This window comes from uncultured Negativibacillus sp. (assembly GCF_944388365.1).
GTDB lineage: Bacteria > Bacillota > Clostridia > Oscillospirales > Ruminococcaceae > Negativibacillus.
Map to the genome: position 1 here is coordinate 21,442 of NZ_CALXIN010000016.1, position 14,414 is coordinate 35,855.

At 53.6% G+C, this 14,414-nt stretch carries 15 protein-coding genes and 1 tRNA gene; 5 read left to right on the forward strand and 11 right to left on the reverse strand.

Annotated features, from left to right (window positions below; translation table 11 throughout):
• Nucleotides 1-158: 158 nt before the first annotated feature.
• The 8 genes from Q0L39_RS04135 to Q0L39_RS04170 form a co-directional block, all read right to left on the reverse strand.
• Nucleotides 159-524 (reverse strand): DUF2500 domain-containing protein, encoded by a 366-nt coding sequence (locus tag Q0L39_RS04135; protein ID WP_296627070.1) that lies wholly within the window; start codon nucleotides 522-524, stop codon nucleotides 159-161.
• An 18-nt stretch (nucleotides 525-542) separates the two neighbouring features.
• Nucleotides 543-938, reverse strand: a complete 396-nt coding sequence (locus tag Q0L39_RS04140) for a DUF2500 domain-containing protein (RefSeq protein ID WP_296627071.1) — start codon at nucleotides 936-938, stop codon at nucleotides 543-545.
• A 195-nt stretch (nucleotides 939-1,133) separates the two neighbouring features.
• The gene (locus Q0L39_RS04145) at nucleotides 1,134-2,540 is read right to left on the reverse strand and encodes an aminopeptidase (protein WP_366916343.1); all 1,407 of its coding nucleotides are present in this window, start codon (nucleotides 2,538-2,540) and stop codon (nucleotides 1,134-1,136) included.
• Between the two features lie 108 nt (nucleotides 2,541-2,648).
• Nucleotides 2,649-3,227: a lytic transglycosylase domain-containing protein gene (locus Q0L39_RS04150; RefSeq protein WP_296627073.1), complete on the reverse strand. Its 579-nt coding sequence runs from the start codon at nucleotides 3,225-3,227 to the stop codon at nucleotides 2,649-2,651.
• 12 nt (nucleotides 3,228-3,239) lie between these two features.
• A complete protein-coding gene (gene coaE / locus Q0L39_RS04155) occupies nucleotides 3,240-3,854 on the reverse strand; it encodes a dephospho-CoA kinase (protein ID WP_296627074.1) in 615 nt (204 codons plus the stop codon).
• Between the two features lie 6 nt (nucleotides 3,855-3,860).
• The gene (locus Q0L39_RS04160) at nucleotides 3,861-4,994 is read right to left on the reverse strand and encodes an L-threonylcarbamoyladenylate synthase (RefSeq protein ID WP_296627075.1); all 1,134 of its coding nucleotides are present in this window, start codon (nucleotides 4,992-4,994) and stop codon (nucleotides 3,861-3,863) included.
• Nucleotides 4,995-5,025: 31 nt separating this feature from the next.
• Nucleotides 5,026-6,117: a peptide chain release factor 1 gene (gene prfA, locus Q0L39_RS04165; protein WP_296627076.1), complete on the reverse strand. Its 1,092-nt coding sequence runs from the start codon at nucleotides 6,115-6,117 to the stop codon at nucleotides 5,026-5,028.
• A 62-nt stretch (nucleotides 6,118-6,179) separates the two neighbouring features.
• Nucleotides 6,180-6,365 (reverse strand): DUF951 domain-containing protein, encoded by a 186-nt coding sequence (locus Q0L39_RS04170; RefSeq protein WP_296627077.1) that lies wholly within the window; start codon nucleotides 6,363-6,365, stop codon nucleotides 6,180-6,182.
• Between the two features lie 222 nt (nucleotides 6,366-6,587).
• On the opposite strand from Q0L39_RS04170, the gene Q0L39_RS04175 reads away from it, so the two are divergent.
• A complete protein-coding gene (locus Q0L39_RS04175) occupies nucleotides 6,588-7,538 on the forward strand; it encodes a S1 RNA-binding domain-containing protein (protein WP_296627078.1) in 951 nt (316 codons plus the stop codon).
• A 40-nt stretch (nucleotides 7,539-7,578) separates the two neighbouring features.
• Here the strand turns inward: Q0L39_RS04175 and Q0L39_RS04180 are convergent, their stop codons facing one another.
• The 3 genes from Q0L39_RS04180 to Q0L39_RS04190 are packed head-to-tail and all read right to left on the reverse strand — an operon-like array spanning nucleotide 7,579 to nucleotide 10,004.
• Complete coding sequence (locus tag Q0L39_RS04180; protein ID WP_296627079.1) at nucleotides 7,579-8,277, reverse strand: histidine phosphatase family protein; 699 nt, start codon at nucleotides 8,275-8,277, stop codon at nucleotides 7,579-7,581.
• 49 nt (nucleotides 8,278-8,326) lie between these two features.
• On the reverse strand, nucleotides 8,327-9,238 hold the full coding sequence (locus Q0L39_RS04185) for a dihydroorotate dehydrogenase (RefSeq protein WP_296627080.1): 912 nt from the start codon (nucleotides 9,236-9,238) through the stop codon (nucleotides 8,327-8,329).
• The gene (locus Q0L39_RS04190) at nucleotides 9,231-10,004 is read right to left on the reverse strand and encodes a dihydroorotate dehydrogenase electron transfer subunit (protein WP_296627081.1); all 774 of its coding nucleotides are present in this window, start codon (nucleotides 10,002-10,004) and stop codon (nucleotides 9,231-9,233) included. Before Q0L39_RS04190 ends, Q0L39_RS04185 begins: the two co-directional genes overlap by 8 nt.
• A gap of 1,065 nt (nucleotides 10,005-11,069) precedes the next feature.
• On the opposite strand from Q0L39_RS04190, the gene Q0L39_RS04195 reads away from it, so the two are divergent.
• The 4 genes from Q0L39_RS04195 to Q0L39_RS04210 all read left to right on the forward strand — a co-directional run bounded on the left by Q0L39_RS04195 (nucleotide 11,070) and on the right by Q0L39_RS04210 (nucleotide 13,915).
• Nucleotides 11,070-11,621 carry a QueT transporter family protein gene (locus tag Q0L39_RS04195; protein WP_296627082.1) on the forward strand — a complete coding sequence of 184 codons (552 nt, stop codon included), beginning with the start codon at nucleotides 11,070-11,072 and terminating at the stop codon, nucleotides 11,619-11,621.
• 144 nt (nucleotides 11,622-11,765) lie between these two features.
• Entirely contained in the window at nucleotides 11,766-12,221 is a 456-nt protein-coding gene (locus Q0L39_RS04200; protein ID WP_296627083.1) for a hypothetical protein, read from the forward strand.
• 80 nt (nucleotides 12,222-12,301) lie between these two features.
• Nucleotides 12,302-12,378, forward strand: a tRNA-Arg gene (locus Q0L39_RS04205).
• Between the two features lie 994 nt (nucleotides 12,379-13,372).
• Nucleotides 13,373-13,915 carry a hypothetical protein gene (locus Q0L39_RS04210; RefSeq protein WP_296627084.1) on the forward strand — a complete coding sequence of 181 codons (543 nt, stop codon included), beginning with the start codon at nucleotides 13,373-13,375 and terminating at the stop codon, nucleotides 13,913-13,915.
• Nucleotides 13,916-14,414 lie beyond the last annotated feature (499 nt).

Here is a 14,414-nt window from a genome sequence, read left to right on the forward strand (position 1 = left end):
ATAATATTATATTGTATTTTCAAAGCAAAGTCAATCTTTCCCACCCGTTTGGGACATAAGAAAAACTCCGATTTTTTCATCGGAGTTTTGTTTATTTATGCCAAAAGTTCACTTTGCTTTTCATATAACCGGCGTCTTGACATTTTCAAAAACGGCTGTTACGCCTGCTGCACCGGCTCAAATCCCTGGAAGCGGTTGCCCTGATAGGTCAGTCTGCCATGGGCGCCTTCGACCAGCTGGTCATACTGGCGGAAGGAAACCTCCATCTCCACCTCGTCGCCGTCCTCCATCAGAAAGGTCGCCGAATAGCGCATCGCCATCGCCCGCGCTGCTCCGCGCCGGTGTGTCGGAGGATCGCTCTGGCTTTTTGCCACCACGGTGGCCTCCACTGTCTGCGGCGGCATCTTTTTGTCCAGGTTGCGCTGATACAGCACGCCAGCCACCGTCATAATCAGTGCGCTGAACACCGACACCGCCAGAATCAGCAGTATGAGCGCCAGCAGCATTTCCAAGATTGTCATCATCGTTTTCCGCCTCCCTGTTTATTGCGCCTCAAAGACACCCACACGGCGCGCAAAACCTTTGTAGCGTGTGCCTTGAAAGGTCAGCTGTCCGCGGTCGCCCTCGCAGAGCATTCCATAGTCGGTTCCCTCCATCTCCAGCTCGATGCGGTCGCCGCTCTGAACCTGGAAGGTGACAAAATAATGGGTATAAGTGTGATAGCCGGTGTCGTGGTGATGGTGGGAGAACTGTTCACGCTTTGCGACGACCACAGCATCCACCGTCAGCACCGGCGACTGATTGTTCTTGTTCCAGGTGCTCACGCCGCGCACTGCCGTGGCGATAAATGTGCCGATGACCAGCACAAAGATCACGATAAAAAACAACGGAAACAGCGTGTCAAAAAAGCTCATCTCATATCCTATTCCGAATCCCATGGCATGTCCTCCCTGTGTCCGGCTATTTTTTCAAACGTCGCATTGATTGTACCATATCCCAGAGCGAATAACAAGAAGGCAAACAAAAAACTTTTCTTTGCTAAATTATAAAATCGAAGGAGCCCTCTGCCTTAGACAGCACAAAAAAACCTTCCGGCATCAAAGCCGGAAGGTTTTTTATGTATCAAACGGAAATTAGTCGAGGTTTGCAACCAGGAACTCATAGAAACCACGATGGGTCTCGTACAGGTCAACCTTGGAGATAACCTCCATTGGAGCATGCATGCACAGAACCGGTACGCCGATGTCGATGGTGTCAACATCCAGCTCTGCGATGAATTTTGCAACGGTGCCGCCGCCGCCCTGGTCAACTTTGCCCAGTTCGCCAAACTGCCATACAACATCTGCGTTGTCGAGGATTGCGCAAACTTTGCTGGTGAATTTAGCGTTGCAGTCGTTGGTGCCGCCTTTGCCGCCGGAACCGGTGTATTTAACAACACATACGCCGTAGTTGATGAAGGAAGAATTCTGTTTCTCGTAAGCATCTGCAAATGCAGGGTCAAATGCTGCGCTGACGTCAGCGGACAGGCACTTGGAGTTAGACAGAACGCGTCTTACCGGAACGCCGAATGGCTCTGCCAGATCAGCCAGGAAGTACTCGAGGAATCTGGAGTGCATACCGGTGTTGCCGTCGGAACCAACTTCTTCTTTATCAGCGAAGATAACAACAGAAGTCCATTCCGGGTTGGTGTTTGCGATCTCAGCGGTCATCTCGGTGTAAGCGCAGACGCGGTCGTCGTGGCCGTATGCACCGATCATGCTGCGGTCAAGACCAAGGTCGCGTGCTTTCAGGGCAGGAACAACGCTCAGCTCTGCACCCAGGAAGTCGCGCTCGGTGATGCCGTATTTTTCGTTGAAGATCTTCATCAGGTTGAGTTTAACCTTTTCGGAAGCCTTCTCGTCTTTAAACTGTCTGGAACCGATCAGGATGTTCATCGACTCACCTTTGAATGCTTCTGCCAGAGTCTGGGTTCTCTGTTTGGAAGCCAGATGTGGCAGCAGGTCGGTTACGCAGAAAATCGGATCGTTTTCATCTTCACCGATGGTGATGGTAACAACAGAGCCGTCTTTCTTGTAAACGTCACCGTGCAGAGCCAGCGGAATGGTTGGCCACTGGTATTTTCTGATGCCGCCGTAGTAGTGTGGTCTGAGGTAACCCAGTTCTGCTTCCTCAAACAGTGGGCTTGGTTTGAGGTCCAGTCTTGGGGAATCAACGTGAGCTGCCAGAATCTTAACGCCTTTTTCGATTGGGCGGGTACCCATGGTACCAAAGATCAGGGATTTGCCGCGGTTGTTGTAGTAGAATCTTTCGCCGGGCTGGTACTTTTTGCCTCTTTCAAACTCATGGTAACCGTTTGCTTCCAGCTTCTTGATCGCCTCTTTAACAGCCTCGATCTCGATCTTTGCTGCATCCATGAATGCCTTGTAGTCCTCTGCATAAGCATACGCCTTGTCCAGTTCCTCATCGGACAGACGGGTGGTGCCGTTGACTGGTTTCATCATCAGCTCTTCCTGAAGCAGTTCGCCTTTGGTTTTTTCCATATCGTTCATCCTCCCGATTATAAATTTTTTGACCGTCCGCCCTCATATTGAGTGCTTTGTCCGGTCTGTATCTCTACCGTTTTCGATGTGCACGGTAAAAACCATTGTTTAAGCATAAAGCCTCTGATAGATCTGTTTTGCTTCGGAGACTTTATTGTAATACCATTCTGTATCAGAATAGGGTATTTTGTCAAGTGTTTTTCCATCTTTCGAGTATTCCTGCTGCGAAAGCCATGCGTTGACGTTGCTCATTCCCGCATGGTAGGAACAGATGGCCAGTTTTTCGTCGCCGGTTTCCTCCAGCAGCAGATGCAGCATATAGGTGCCGTACCGGATGGAAACCTCCGGCTCAAAGATGTCGGCATAGGTGGTGCCGCTGTCGTCGCCCATGCGGTACTGCACCCACTCAAAGGCGTCCTGTGTCATCTGCATCAGGCCGCGGGCATCCGCCGATGAAACGGCATTGGGGTCAAAGTTACTCTCGATGCGGGTCACGGCATACACCAGATTGCGGTCCACATCGTACTCTCTGCTGTATTTTTCGATGTATTCGCGGTACTCTCTGGGATAAAGCTGCCGCATCACGGCGTCGGTGGCAGGCTGCAGCGCCGCCACAGCCGCCAGAACCAGCACGATGATGAGCACTAGCCACAACAGAACATCTTTTTTCCTGACTCTTGCTGCCACCGGTTTCCTCCTTTATCGCTGTTCCAGCATCGTCTCCAGCTTTGCCAGCAGCACCGAGGTCTGGCTTTTGAGGTCGCCGATGCTTCCGTTGTTTTCCAGCACCTGCCACGAGCGCTCACGGTAGTAGCTTTCGTCGTGCTGGGCATTGATGCGCTCGAGCGCCTCCTGCTCGGTCAGGTGGTCGCGGGCGATGATGCGCCGGCAGCGCAGCTCCTGGGAGGCGGTCACCGACACCACGCAGTCGCACTGGCGGTCGGCGCCGCTTTCAAACAGGGTGGGCGCATCCAGCACGATGATGCCCTCCTGGCTTTCGCGCAGGCTGTCCAGCTTCTGGCGGATGCTTTCGATGATGTAGGGAAACATGATGTCGTTTAACTTTTTAAGCTTACCCTTGTCGGTAAAGACCGATTTTGCCATCTTTTTGCGGTTGAGTGTCCCTTCAGGGGTGATATATTCACAGCCAAATTCCAGCGCAATGTCCGCGATGCAGGCACTGCCCTTCTCCACAACCTCGCGGGCAATCAGGTCGGCGTCGATGACGGTGACGTCATTGGCGCGCAGATAGTCCGAGACGGTCGACTTGCCTGCACCGGTCTGTCCGGTCAGGCCAACAATCAGGTTTTTCATGGGTTGTCATGCCTTTCTTTTTTCAAACGATGTCCCTGCTGCGGGTACACCGGCTTCGCTGTTTTGATCGGATGGAGCTTGTGTTTCTTCGTTGAGGTCGCACTCGTGGAACGCTGCCGCCCGAATCAGACGGTTATACACCGCCAGTCCCACTCCCTGACGGGAAGGACAGCGGGCATACACCTCTTTGGCGCCCTTTTCATCCAGCTCCCGAAGTGCCGCAAACAGATGCTTTGCCTGGTCTTTTTCGTCCCTGCCAAGGCTGATGTACGGAACCTTTAATCCCGCTACATCCTCCTCAAAGCACAGCGCATACAGTCCCTCATGGGCATGGGCATTGACATAGCGGACAAACTGTTCGCTGCCGGCGTCCAGAATGGTGATCTGTGCCTTTGGAGCATAGTGCTTATACTTCATGCCAGGCGAATCGGCGCGCTCATTCTCCTGCAATTTGTCGGTGACCGCATGGTGCACCACAAGGTCGGGCAGAAACTCTCGCAGCTGTGCAGGAGTGACTGCTCCCGGGCGCAGCAGCAGCGGCGGGTTTGCTGCCAGCGAGATGACGGTGGATTCCACTCCGACGCTGCACTCGCCTGCATCGACGATGGCGTCCACTCTGCCCCACAGGTCATGAACGCAGTGTTCGGCAGTGGTCGGGCTGGGACTGCCCGAGAGGTTTGCCGAAGGCGCTGCCACCGGCACACCGGCGCGGCGGATGATCTCCCGCGCAACCGGATGGGACGGGATGCGGATGGCGACCGTCTCCAGCCCGCCGGAGGTTTCCATCGGGATGATCTCCCGCTTTGGCAGGATGACGGTCAGCGGGCCTGGCGAAAACCTTCTGCACAGCTCATAGTAGACCGGCGGGATGTCCTTTGCATACAGCTGTGCCTGCTGTGGGTCCACGATGTGGATAATCAGCGGATTATCCTGCGGTCTGCCCTTTGCCAGAAAGATGTTTTTGACCGCCTGCGGGTCCAGGGCATTGGCGCCCAGACCGTACACCGTTTCGGTGGGCAGCGCGACCAGTCCTCCGTTTTTGAGGATGGCCGCTGCCCTGTCCAGCGCCGCTGTGTCCTTCTCAGGGTCGGTAACCGTAAGAAGGACGGTGTCCCTGTGCGCTACTTTGGAATATTCCATGCACAAACGCCTCTTTTCCCGTACAGAAAAACTAGTGCTCGCCGCCGGCAGCGCCGGAGCTTTCCTTGAGCTTTTCTGCCTGGTCGAAGGTGTTGAGTGCATCAAACAGCTCGGTCAGGTCGCCGTTGAGCACCTGTTCGAGCTTATACAGGGTCAGACCGATGCGGTGGTCGGTGACACGGCCCTGTGGATAGTTGTAGGTGCGGATACGCTCAGCGCGGTCGCCGGCGCCAACCTGCAGTTTACGCTCGGAGGCGATCTTCTCTTCCTGCTCGCGCTGCATCTTCTCATAGATACGCGAACGCAGAATCTTCATCGCCTTGTCCTTGTTCTTGTACTGGCTTCGCTCGTCCTGACACTCAACGACGGTGCCGGTCGGAAGGTGGGTGATTCGGATGGCCGACTCGGTCTTGTTGACGTGCTGGCCGCCTGCACCGCCCGAACGGTAGGTGTCGATCTGCAGGTCCTTCGGATTGATCTCAACCTCGACGTCGTCTGCTTCCGGCAGCACTGCGACGGTGACGGTGGAGGTGTGGATACGGCCCTGGGTTTCTGTCTCAGGTACGCGCTGAACGCGGTGAACGCCCGATTCAAACTTAAATTTGGAGTAAGCGCCCTCGCCGTTGATCGAGAAGCTGATCTCCTTGTAGCCGCCAAGCTCGGTTGCGTTTGCGTTGAGCACCTCGATCTTCCAGCCCTGGCTCTCGGCGTACATCGAGTACATGCGGAACAGGCTGTTTGCAAACAGGGCAGCCTCGTCGCCGCCTGCACCGCCGCGGATTTCGACGATGACGTTCTTGTCGTCGTTCGGGTCCTTTGGAATCAGCAGGATCTTCAGCTCCTCCGAGATAGTTTCGATGTCTGCCTTGGCAGTTTCGTACTGGTCCTCGATCAGCTCGCGGAAGTCCTTCTCCAGGCCGCTCTCCTCGAGCATCGCCTTTGCCTCGTCCATATCGTTCTTTGCCTTGACATACTCACGGTATTTCTCCACGATTGGAGTCAGGTTCTTATATTCCTTCATCAGTTCGGCGTACTGCTTGGGATCGCTGACAACATTGGGGTCCATCAGGCGGTCGTTGATCTCCTGATAGCGCTGCTCGGCAACGCTTAGCTGTTCAAACATACTTTCATTCTCCTTTAATTTGTTTCTAAAAAAATATTGACGATCTTTTTTTGCGGCGGCGCTTATCCCTGTTCTCTTTCGATGCGGCGGATGTTCTTTTCCGCCTTTGCCCGCGCCACCATCACCTCATGGCCGCAGCCCAGACACCGCAGCTTAAAATCCATGCCGCTTCTGAGCACCAGAAAGCGGTTATCCCCGCAGGGATGATTTTTCTTCATGATAAGAACATCTCCGACACGAACGTCCATGATCTGCAAGCCTCCTTTGAGTTGTGTTTTTCTGTGTGTAAAGATCTGATCTGCATACGGATTTTATTATAGCAAATTTTCCTATGGTTGTGCAATATTTCCATCAAGTTTTCTTGATTTTCTCCCGCCAAAAGCCCCTGGGCATAACCATGTTTACGGGTGCATATAGATGATACAGCCCATCATCCCAAAAAGGCCACATCAAAAGGAGGGAAGAAAAAAATGAACAACTACTGGCCGGAAGGCCTTCTATTGCATACAGCCCAGAACCGCAGCCTGACCCAGAGCGCAGCGGGACTGCACGAGGCACTGTACAGTCAGACGGTGCTGGAAGGGCGGGTCTCGGTATGCACCCGCGAGCACGACCTGCTGGTTGACTTTGGATTCTGCACCGGACGCATTCCCCGCTGCGAAGGAGCGCTGGGAGTTTTGGAGGGCACGGTGCGGGACATCGCGCTGCTGTCCCGTGTGGGCAAGCCGGTCTGCTTTGTGGTGGACAATATCCTGCAAAATCCCGACGGCTCGATCACGCCGATTCTGTCGCGGCGGCGCGCCCAGCAGCTGTGCTGCGACAACTACATCCGTCACCTGCGCCCAGGCGACGTCATCGCTGCCCGTGTCACCCATCTGGAGGCGTTTGGCTGCTTTGTGGACATCGGGTGCGGCATCTGTTCGATGATTCCCATCGACTGCATCTCGATCTCGCGCATCTCCCATCCCAGCGACCGCTTCTGCACCGGACAGGACATCCATGCCGTGGTCACCGGCATCGACCAAAACCTGCGGGTATCCTTAAGTCACAAGGAGCTGCTGGGCAGCTGGGAGCAGAATGCCGCCCAGTTTTGCGCCGGCGAGACCGTTTCGGCGATCATCCGCTCGGTGGAAAGCTACGGCATCTTTGCCGAGCTCACGCCCAATCTGGCAGGACTTGCCGAGGTGCGCCCAGGCGTGCGCGCCGGACAGCAGGCCAGCGTCTACATCAAGAGCCTGATCCCCGAAAAGATGAAGGTCAAGCTCATCCTCATCGACGCCTTTGATGCGCCGTCTCATCCGCAGCCGATGCAGTATTTTATCGACAGCGGTCACATCGACCACTGGGTCTATTCGCCGGTGCAGTCGCCGCGGAAAATCGAAACCTTTTTTGCACCCAGTCTATCGGAAACAGCAGAATAAGGGCAGAAAAAAAGAGGGGAACTTCCCCTCTTTTTTATGTTTATTCATACTGTTCCGGCGCATACGGGTCGGGATTTGGACAGGGATTGTCCTCAAAGCCGGTGGTGGACAGATAGCTGCCCTCGTCCATGTGACGGCGGTCGTCGGCATATTCCATGCAGACGATCAAATCGTCGTTAAACAGAAACTTGCTGACCGAGGCGTTTGCCACCATGCCGTTGGTCATCTCCTCAAACGGTTTGCCGCTGGCAAAATGAATGTACGACGAGATGATGATGCCATGGCTGACCGCCGCAATCACCTTGCCGCGGTTGTGTTCGACCAGTCGGTCGATCGTTTCGACGATGCGGTCGCTGACCTGCTTCATCGATTCTCCCTGCGGACAGCACAGCTGCGAAGGCTGGGTGTGCATCGCTTCGATGACCTCGGGGTATTCCACTGCAAGGTCGCTAAACTTGCGTCCTTCCAGCAGTCCTCCGTCCAATTCGGTCAGTCCAGGCTCCACGATGGGCTTTAGCTTCTCCAGTCCGTGCATCTGGGCGATGATCTCGGCGGTTTGGCGCGCGCGGATCAGCGGGCTTGTGTACAGCAGGTCGATCTTGGTCAGGCTGAACGCCTCTCCCAGCATCTGCGCCTGCCGGATGCCCGATTCGTTTAAGGGGTTATCGGTGATCCCCTGAAATCTTCCTTCAAAATTTCCGCCGGTCTCCCCATGTCTGATCAGATATAAAATTGTCATTTTCAGCACATATCCTTTCCGGCAGAGGTGTTCTCAAGGCAAAACGCCATTACCAGGGGCGCACTGCGCCGACGATCTCGTTGATGTCCTCGACGCCGTTTTGCTCCATCCACTGCTGCATTCCGTCGATGACCCCGATCGGCGCCTTTGGATTATAGAACATCGCTGCGCCGATCTGGATGGCGTTTGCGCCTGCCATCATCATCTCGATGGCATCCTGCCATTTTTCGATGCCGCCCATGCCGATGACCGGAATCTTGACGCGGTTGGCTACCTGCCATACCATGCGCACGGCAACCGGAAAGACCGCCGGACCGGACAGGCCGCCGACGTTATTTTTCAGAATCGGGCGGCGGGTGTTGATGTCGATGCGCATACCCAGCAAAGTGTTAATCAGCGACACAGCGTCTGCACCCTCGGCCTCGACCGCCTGAGCAATCGAAGCGATGTCGGTGACGTTTGGCGAGAGCTTGACGATCATGGGTTTTTTGGCGTATTTGCGCACTTCTTTTACGATGTGAGCTGCGTTTTCACAGCTGGTGCCGAAGGCAACGCCGCCCTGTTTTACGTTCGGGCAGGAGATGTTGAGCTCAAACATGTCGATCTGGCTTTCGCTCAGACGCTCGGCGATGGCGCAGTAGTCCTCGACGCAGCTGCCGGCGATGTTTGCAATCTTGACGGTGTCCTTCTGTGCAAGATACGGCATGTCATGCTCCAGAAAATGCTCGACGCCTGGATTTTGCAGGCCGACCGAGTTGAGCATGCCGCTTGGTGTTTCGGCGATTCTCGGCGGAGGATTGCCCAGACGCTCCTTGAAGGTCATGCCTTTTAAGGAGATTCCGCCCAGACGCTCGAGCGGATAGACGCACTCATACTCTCTGCCAAAGCCAAAGCAGCCCGAAGCTGTGATGACCGGATTTTTAAATTCCACACCGGCGATATTTACCTTTAAATTAGTCATCGAATACCACCCTTTCCGCATCAAATACAGGTCCGTCCTTGCAGACGTGCAGATAGGTCACCGAGCCGTCGTCGCGGCGGATCGGAGTTGCACATCCAAGGCAGGCGCCGACGCCGCAGGCCATGCGCTCCTCGAGCGAAACCTGGCAGCGCACGCCGTATTCGGCGCACAGTTTAGCGACAAATTTCAGCATCACCTTTGGTCCGCAGGCATAGACGATGTCAGGCTTACCCTCGTCAAAGCGCTGTTTGAGCAGGTCGGTGACGACGCCGTGATGGCCTGCCGAGCCGTCGTCGGTGCAGAGCATGACGCGGTTTTGCTGGGCCTCAAAGTCGTCGGTCAAGACAATTTTATCGGCGCTGCGGAAGCCGAGGATGGCGGTTGCATTTTTGCCGTAGGATTTTGCGGTCTGGAGCATCGGAGGAACGCCGATGCCGCCGCCGACAACGACGGCTGTTTTGTCGGAGTCAAGCAGTGTAAAGCCGTTGCCCAGCGGGCCCATGACATCCACCAGCTCGCCCTCTTTGGTGTTGGCGAGGACTTTGGTACCCTCGCCGCGGATATCGAACAGGATGCGGATGGTACCGGCAGCCTTGTCCACCTCACAGATCGAGATTGGACGGCGCAGTGTAAAGCCTGGCACGCGGACATGCACGAACTGGCCGGCTTTGGACACCGCAGCGATATCCGGACAGTGGATAGTAAAGTCACACATACTGCCTGGACGGATAGTTTGCACGCGGTAGCTTCCCTGTAAATATTCCACAACAGATCCCCCATTTAGTTAAAAATTTGGGCGGCAGCGCCACAAGCAGGCGTGCCGCAGGAACGCTTTTGCGAAACGATTCCAATTTGTTTTTATTCTATATGAAACCGGTGCATTTTACAAGCCCCTGTGGATTTTTTTGTGCTGTCGCGGCATGAGAAGGAAACAAAGTTTCCTTCTCCGAACTTTCTGCAAAGACGATTTGCAGGGTAGCCCCTGCGAGACTCTTTTGCGGGCTTACTCAGCCCAGGCCCGCACTCGGACTTTCTGCAAAGACGCACCTTTTATGGTGCGGGCAGGAGAAGGAAACAAAGTTTCCTTCTCCGAACTTTCTGCAAAGACGATTTGCAGGGTGGCTCCCCGCCCCTGCACCCGGGGTCCATTTCCTATCGCGAGGAAATGGACGAAAGGCGCGCAAGGAACCTCCTGGTTCCTTGACCTCCAGCGAAAGGGGTCAAGCATGACCCCTTTTGAAACCCCTCTGTATCGGTAGCGAGTACGTTCGACGTAAGTACCTACTACCCGAGGCGTGACCGATGCAAAGCCTAACAACCACCTAGTAATGGGGAAGTCAGGGGGAGAGAACTTCGCTTTGCGAAGTTCCCGAGGGGATGTGCCCCTTGGAGGAGAATCCAAAGAGGAAACTTCCTCTTTGGCGAATCTTTGGTTCCTTTCTTTTCGACAAGAAAGGAACCTCGGGCGCGGGCTGAGTAAGCCCGCAAGATTTAGAAGAATGTTCGGAGAAGGAGCGTCGCTCCTTCTCATGCCTGCGCCGACAAAAGGATCTTTTCGCAGTATGTGTGAGCGCAGGCCCACAATCGGCTTAATAATTAAATTGTTGAAATGTTGGGGCTTCTTGCCTAGGGCACACGTTTGTGCCCCAAACCCTCGCAAACTTTTGTGTACAAAAGTTTGACAAAAAACTTTATTTTTCTCCGAGCAGAAACTGCTCGAAAGCGGTTGCACAACGTGCAAAAATGCGCTATAATATCTCTCGCACCGCATTGCGGTGCAGTCAGTCGCAAGTTCCTGACTTAAAAACACACTACGAAAGGAAAACTGAATATGAGAAACAACACCGTCAAAAAAATCGCCATCAACGCGATGGTCGCAGCACTTTATTTTGTGCTGAGCCTGCCGTTTATGTCGCTGATCTTCGGCCCTGTCCAAATGCGCATCGCCGAAGCACTCACCCTGCTGCCGGTCTTTGCCGTCAGCCCTGTCGCCGGTCTGACGCTGGGCTGCGTGCTGGTAAACCTTCTGGGTGCTGTCAGCGGCGCCAACATCCTTGGCCCTCTGGACATCGTCTTTGGTTCGGCCGCTACTTTGCTGGCAGGATTTTTAAGCTATGCTCTGCGCGACGTCCGCATCAAGGGCCTGCCGCTTCTGTCGGCATTGATGCCTGTCCTTGCTAACGGTATCGTCGTCGGTCTGGAGCTGACCTTCGTCATCAGCGGAGGCTTCAATCTCTCTGTCTTTCTTGTCAATGCCGCTCAGGTTGCTCTGGGCGAAGCTATCGCCTGCTTCGTTCTGGGTCTGCCGATGGTGCGCGCATTGGAAAAAACCGGTCTTGGCAAAAAGCTGTTCTCCGATCGGGTCGAACACTTTGCCTCTTAACCAATATATTATATCCCATTTTATCATCGAGCTTGCCGGTCCGAGGAATCACTTCCTCGGACCTATTTTTATCCTGTTCTAAAGATGAGTGCAATATACATACAGATAGTACCATCATTCTGCCGTCCAAAAGGAGTGTCCGCCATGTATCCAGCCTTTCCCGTCTTTCCTGCAGATCATCAGTGTGCCCCTCTGCGCTTTACCCATTGTCTCAATCAATCCTTCACCGCCACCTATACCACCGTCAGCGCCCATTATGACGAGCAGTATTTCTGGCTGGAGTTTGCCTGCTTTGAGAAGTACCCGCAGCCGGACTACCGTTTTGTGCTGCGCTTTGGTGAGCAGCCGACCGAGCTGTGGCTGTCGTCCAGTCAGTCCAAGCTCATCGAGGGAGCTGTTTTGCTGCGCGACGGCGGAGAGAATCTGGAGGGCATCTACTGGGGAGCCAAGCTGGGACTGCCGCTGACAGGACAGACGCTGCTGTGTCACGGCGGGTCGGTGTATCTTTGTTATGACCGCGCAGGAGAATGCAGTTCGCCATTTTGTGACGGTTGGGGACGGATGGAGATTGTTTTGGAAGAAAAAGGCAAAATCATTTAAAGAAAAAATCAAAAAATGTATTGACATTCCATTTTAGGTATGCTATTATATTAAAGCTGATTGAAACAGCAACAGTGAATGCGCTTGTAGCTCAGTTGGATAGAGTGACTGGCTACGAACCAGTAGGTCGGGGGTTCGAGCCCCTCCAAGCGCGCCAAGCAAAAAGAGCACCACGATTTGTGGTGCTCTTTTTGTGTTTATCGAAACTTTCAGAGCAGCAGGCAGAAGTGCCTGCTGTTTTTTTGTACATAACACTGCCTGAGAGGCAAACTAAAGTTTTTGGTTGAGCTTTTTTCAAAAAGCTCACGGATTCCAAAGGCAGCGCCTTTGGCAGGGTTTGGGACAGCGTCCCAACATTTCAACCAAAGACATATTAAAAAGTTAAGAGGCAGAGGGGCCACATTTACTGTGAAGAAAACATAACTTTGTATTGTGGCCCCATGAGAACGAACTTTGTTCGTTCTCCCAAGTTTTTATATAACCTCGATGCTGTCGCACGAGGCCCGCATACTTGCTTTGTGTGTTGCCCACCTTTTGTAATTGCGGGCACGAGGATGGGCGGCGCCCATCCTCCGAACTTTAGATAAAGATGGTAGTGCGCTGACCTCTCTGCGGGCAGATCGGTTCTTGTCGTAAACTGCCCTGCGAGACAAAACAAAGTTTTTGATGCCAAAGTTGAGTAGTCCTTAACACACAGCATTCCATCATATAAAAAGAAATTACTTACTGTGTTGGGATATTTTTATCATGGCATGACACAATCTTCTGAAATGCTGGCGTCCTGCCAGCATTCGCACTAAACGTGCGGCAGCATCGAAACAGCATCAAGTCTCTAAACTTTTTGATTTATGGAATGTCCTTATGTTGGGACAGCGTCGTACAAATTTAATCTGCCCGCAAAGCGGTCAGCGCACTAGACGTGCGACAGCATCGAAACAGCTTTATAGTCTCTAAACTTTTTTATAAAAAGAATTGTGTTTTATGTTGGGGCTCCTCGCCCCAAACCCTCGCAAACTTTTGTGTACAAAAGTTTGACAAAAAACTTTAATTTGTGTTGTCGGGCAGCGTCGTGCACACTCCTCCCTCTTGCCTTTCTATGTAAAATACGCTATCCTATCCTTATCTTCACTCAACCCAAAGGAGCTGTTTACATGATCGAAAAAAAACGCGACCCTAAACCCAAAATCTTTTTCACCGCTGCCATTCTGCTGGTGCTGTGTATCCTCGGCTATCAGCTGCTCTTCCCTACTCCCGTTCCATCCAGCGACGGCGTCATCCAGCTGCTGCAAAAGGCGGAGGCGGTCTATCAGCCAGGCAACACCCAGCTGCTCTCCTGCACCGCTTCCGACGTCGACGGCTACGAGGTCGTTTCCGACTACGACCAGGTCGTCCAGACCATCTTCACCTCCGAAGGCATCCAGCAGCTGGAGCAGGCTGCCATCGACGGCAAACCTCTCATCCGCAAGGAGCAGGATCAGGTCCTCCGTCTGAGTGCCGACGAAACTTCCTCTGCCTACTTTGACAACATTCAGGCGGCAAAGCTGCTCGACCAGCAGGACAACCTCTTTGCTTTTCGGATTGAGTTTCCTTCTCCCGACGACGGTCAGACGCTGCAAACCGATGTGGTCGTCGCCATGCAGGAGGACGGCAGTCTGCTGCTGTACAGCCTGCACTATCCGTCGTGCGACCAATAATCTTTCCATTAAAAAAGCGTCCTTACAAAAGGGCGCTTTTTTATAAAACAAAACTCTATCTTTGCAGGGAAGCTTCTGCAGGACCACTTTACGGCGGAGGGCATCGTCCTCCGCCCTCTATTTTGCAGGAAAGTTCCTGCAAACCACCTTGCAGGCTTACGCAGCCTGCACCGCGATTACTTTCCTTTCACGAGGAAAGTAATCAAAGGCGTGCCAAAGAGGAAGTGTCCTCTTTGGAATCTTCTCTTAGGGGATTCTCCCCTCGGGAACTTCGCCTTGCGAAGTTCTCTCCCCCTGACTGCTCCGTCAGCAAGAGAATGTCAGGTTTTGCATCTACCACTTCGGGAAGCTGTGTGCTTACGTCGCGTGCAGCCTCTACCGTTACAGAGGGGTTTCAAAAGGGGTCACACTTGACCCCTTTTGCTGGAATTCCAAAAACCAGGAGGTTTTTGGTGTGCTCTTTGTGAAACTTTCTTCACACAAGAAAGTTTCCGCAGGT

Excerpts from the sequence above, each read along its gene's own strand:
- Q0L39_RS04170 (WP_296627077.1), bottom strand. The coding sequence starts at position 6,365 with ATGGACGTTCGTGTCGGAGATGTTCTTATCATGAAGAAAAATCATCCC.
- Q0L39_RS04210 (WP_296627084.1), top strand. The coding sequence starts at position 13,373 with ATGATCGAAAAAAAACGCGACCCTAAACCCAAAATCTTTTTCACCGCT.
- Q0L39_RS04185 (WP_296627080.1), bottom strand. The coding sequence starts at position 9,238 with ATGACTAATTTAAAGGTAAATATCGCCGGTGTGGAATTTAAAAATCCG.
- Q0L39_RS04195 (WP_296627082.1), top strand. The coding sequence starts at position 11,070 with ATGAGAAACAACACCGTCAAAAAAATCGCCATCAACGCGATGGTCGCA.
- Q0L39_RS04200 (WP_296627083.1), top strand. The coding sequence starts at position 11,766 with ATGTATCCAGCCTTTCCCGTCTTTCCTGCAGATCATCAGTGTGCCCCT.
- Q0L39_RS04135 (WP_296627070.1), bottom strand. The coding sequence starts at position 524 with ATGATGACAATCTTGGAAATGCTGCTGGCGCTCATACTGCTGATTCTG.
- Q0L39_RS04180 (WP_296627079.1), bottom strand. The coding sequence starts at position 8,277 with ATGACAATTTTATATCTGATCAGACATGGGGAGACCGGCGGAAATTTT.
- Q0L39_RS04140 (WP_296627071.1), bottom strand. The coding sequence starts at position 938 with ATGGGATTCGGAATAGGATATGAGATGAGCTTTTTTGACACGCTGTTT.
- Q0L39_RS04145 (WP_366916343.1), bottom strand. The coding sequence starts at position 2,540 with ATGGAAAAAACCAAAGGCGAACTGCTTCAGGAAGAGCTGATGATGAAA.
- Q0L39_RS04175 (WP_296627078.1), top strand. The coding sequence starts at position 6,588 with ATGAACAACTACTGGCCGGAAGGCCTTCTATTGCATACAGCCCAGAAC.
- coaE (WP_296627074.1), bottom strand. The coding sequence starts at position 3,854 with ATGAAAAACCTGATTGTTGGCCTGACCGGACAGACCGGTGCAGGCAAG.
- prfA (WP_296627076.1), bottom strand. The coding sequence starts at position 6,117 with ATGTTTGAACAGCTAAGCGTTGCCGAGCAGCGCTATCAGGAGATCAAC.
- Q0L39_RS04160 (WP_296627075.1), bottom strand. The coding sequence starts at position 4,994 with ATGGAATATTCCAAAGTAGCGCACAGGGACACCGTCCTTCTTACGGTT.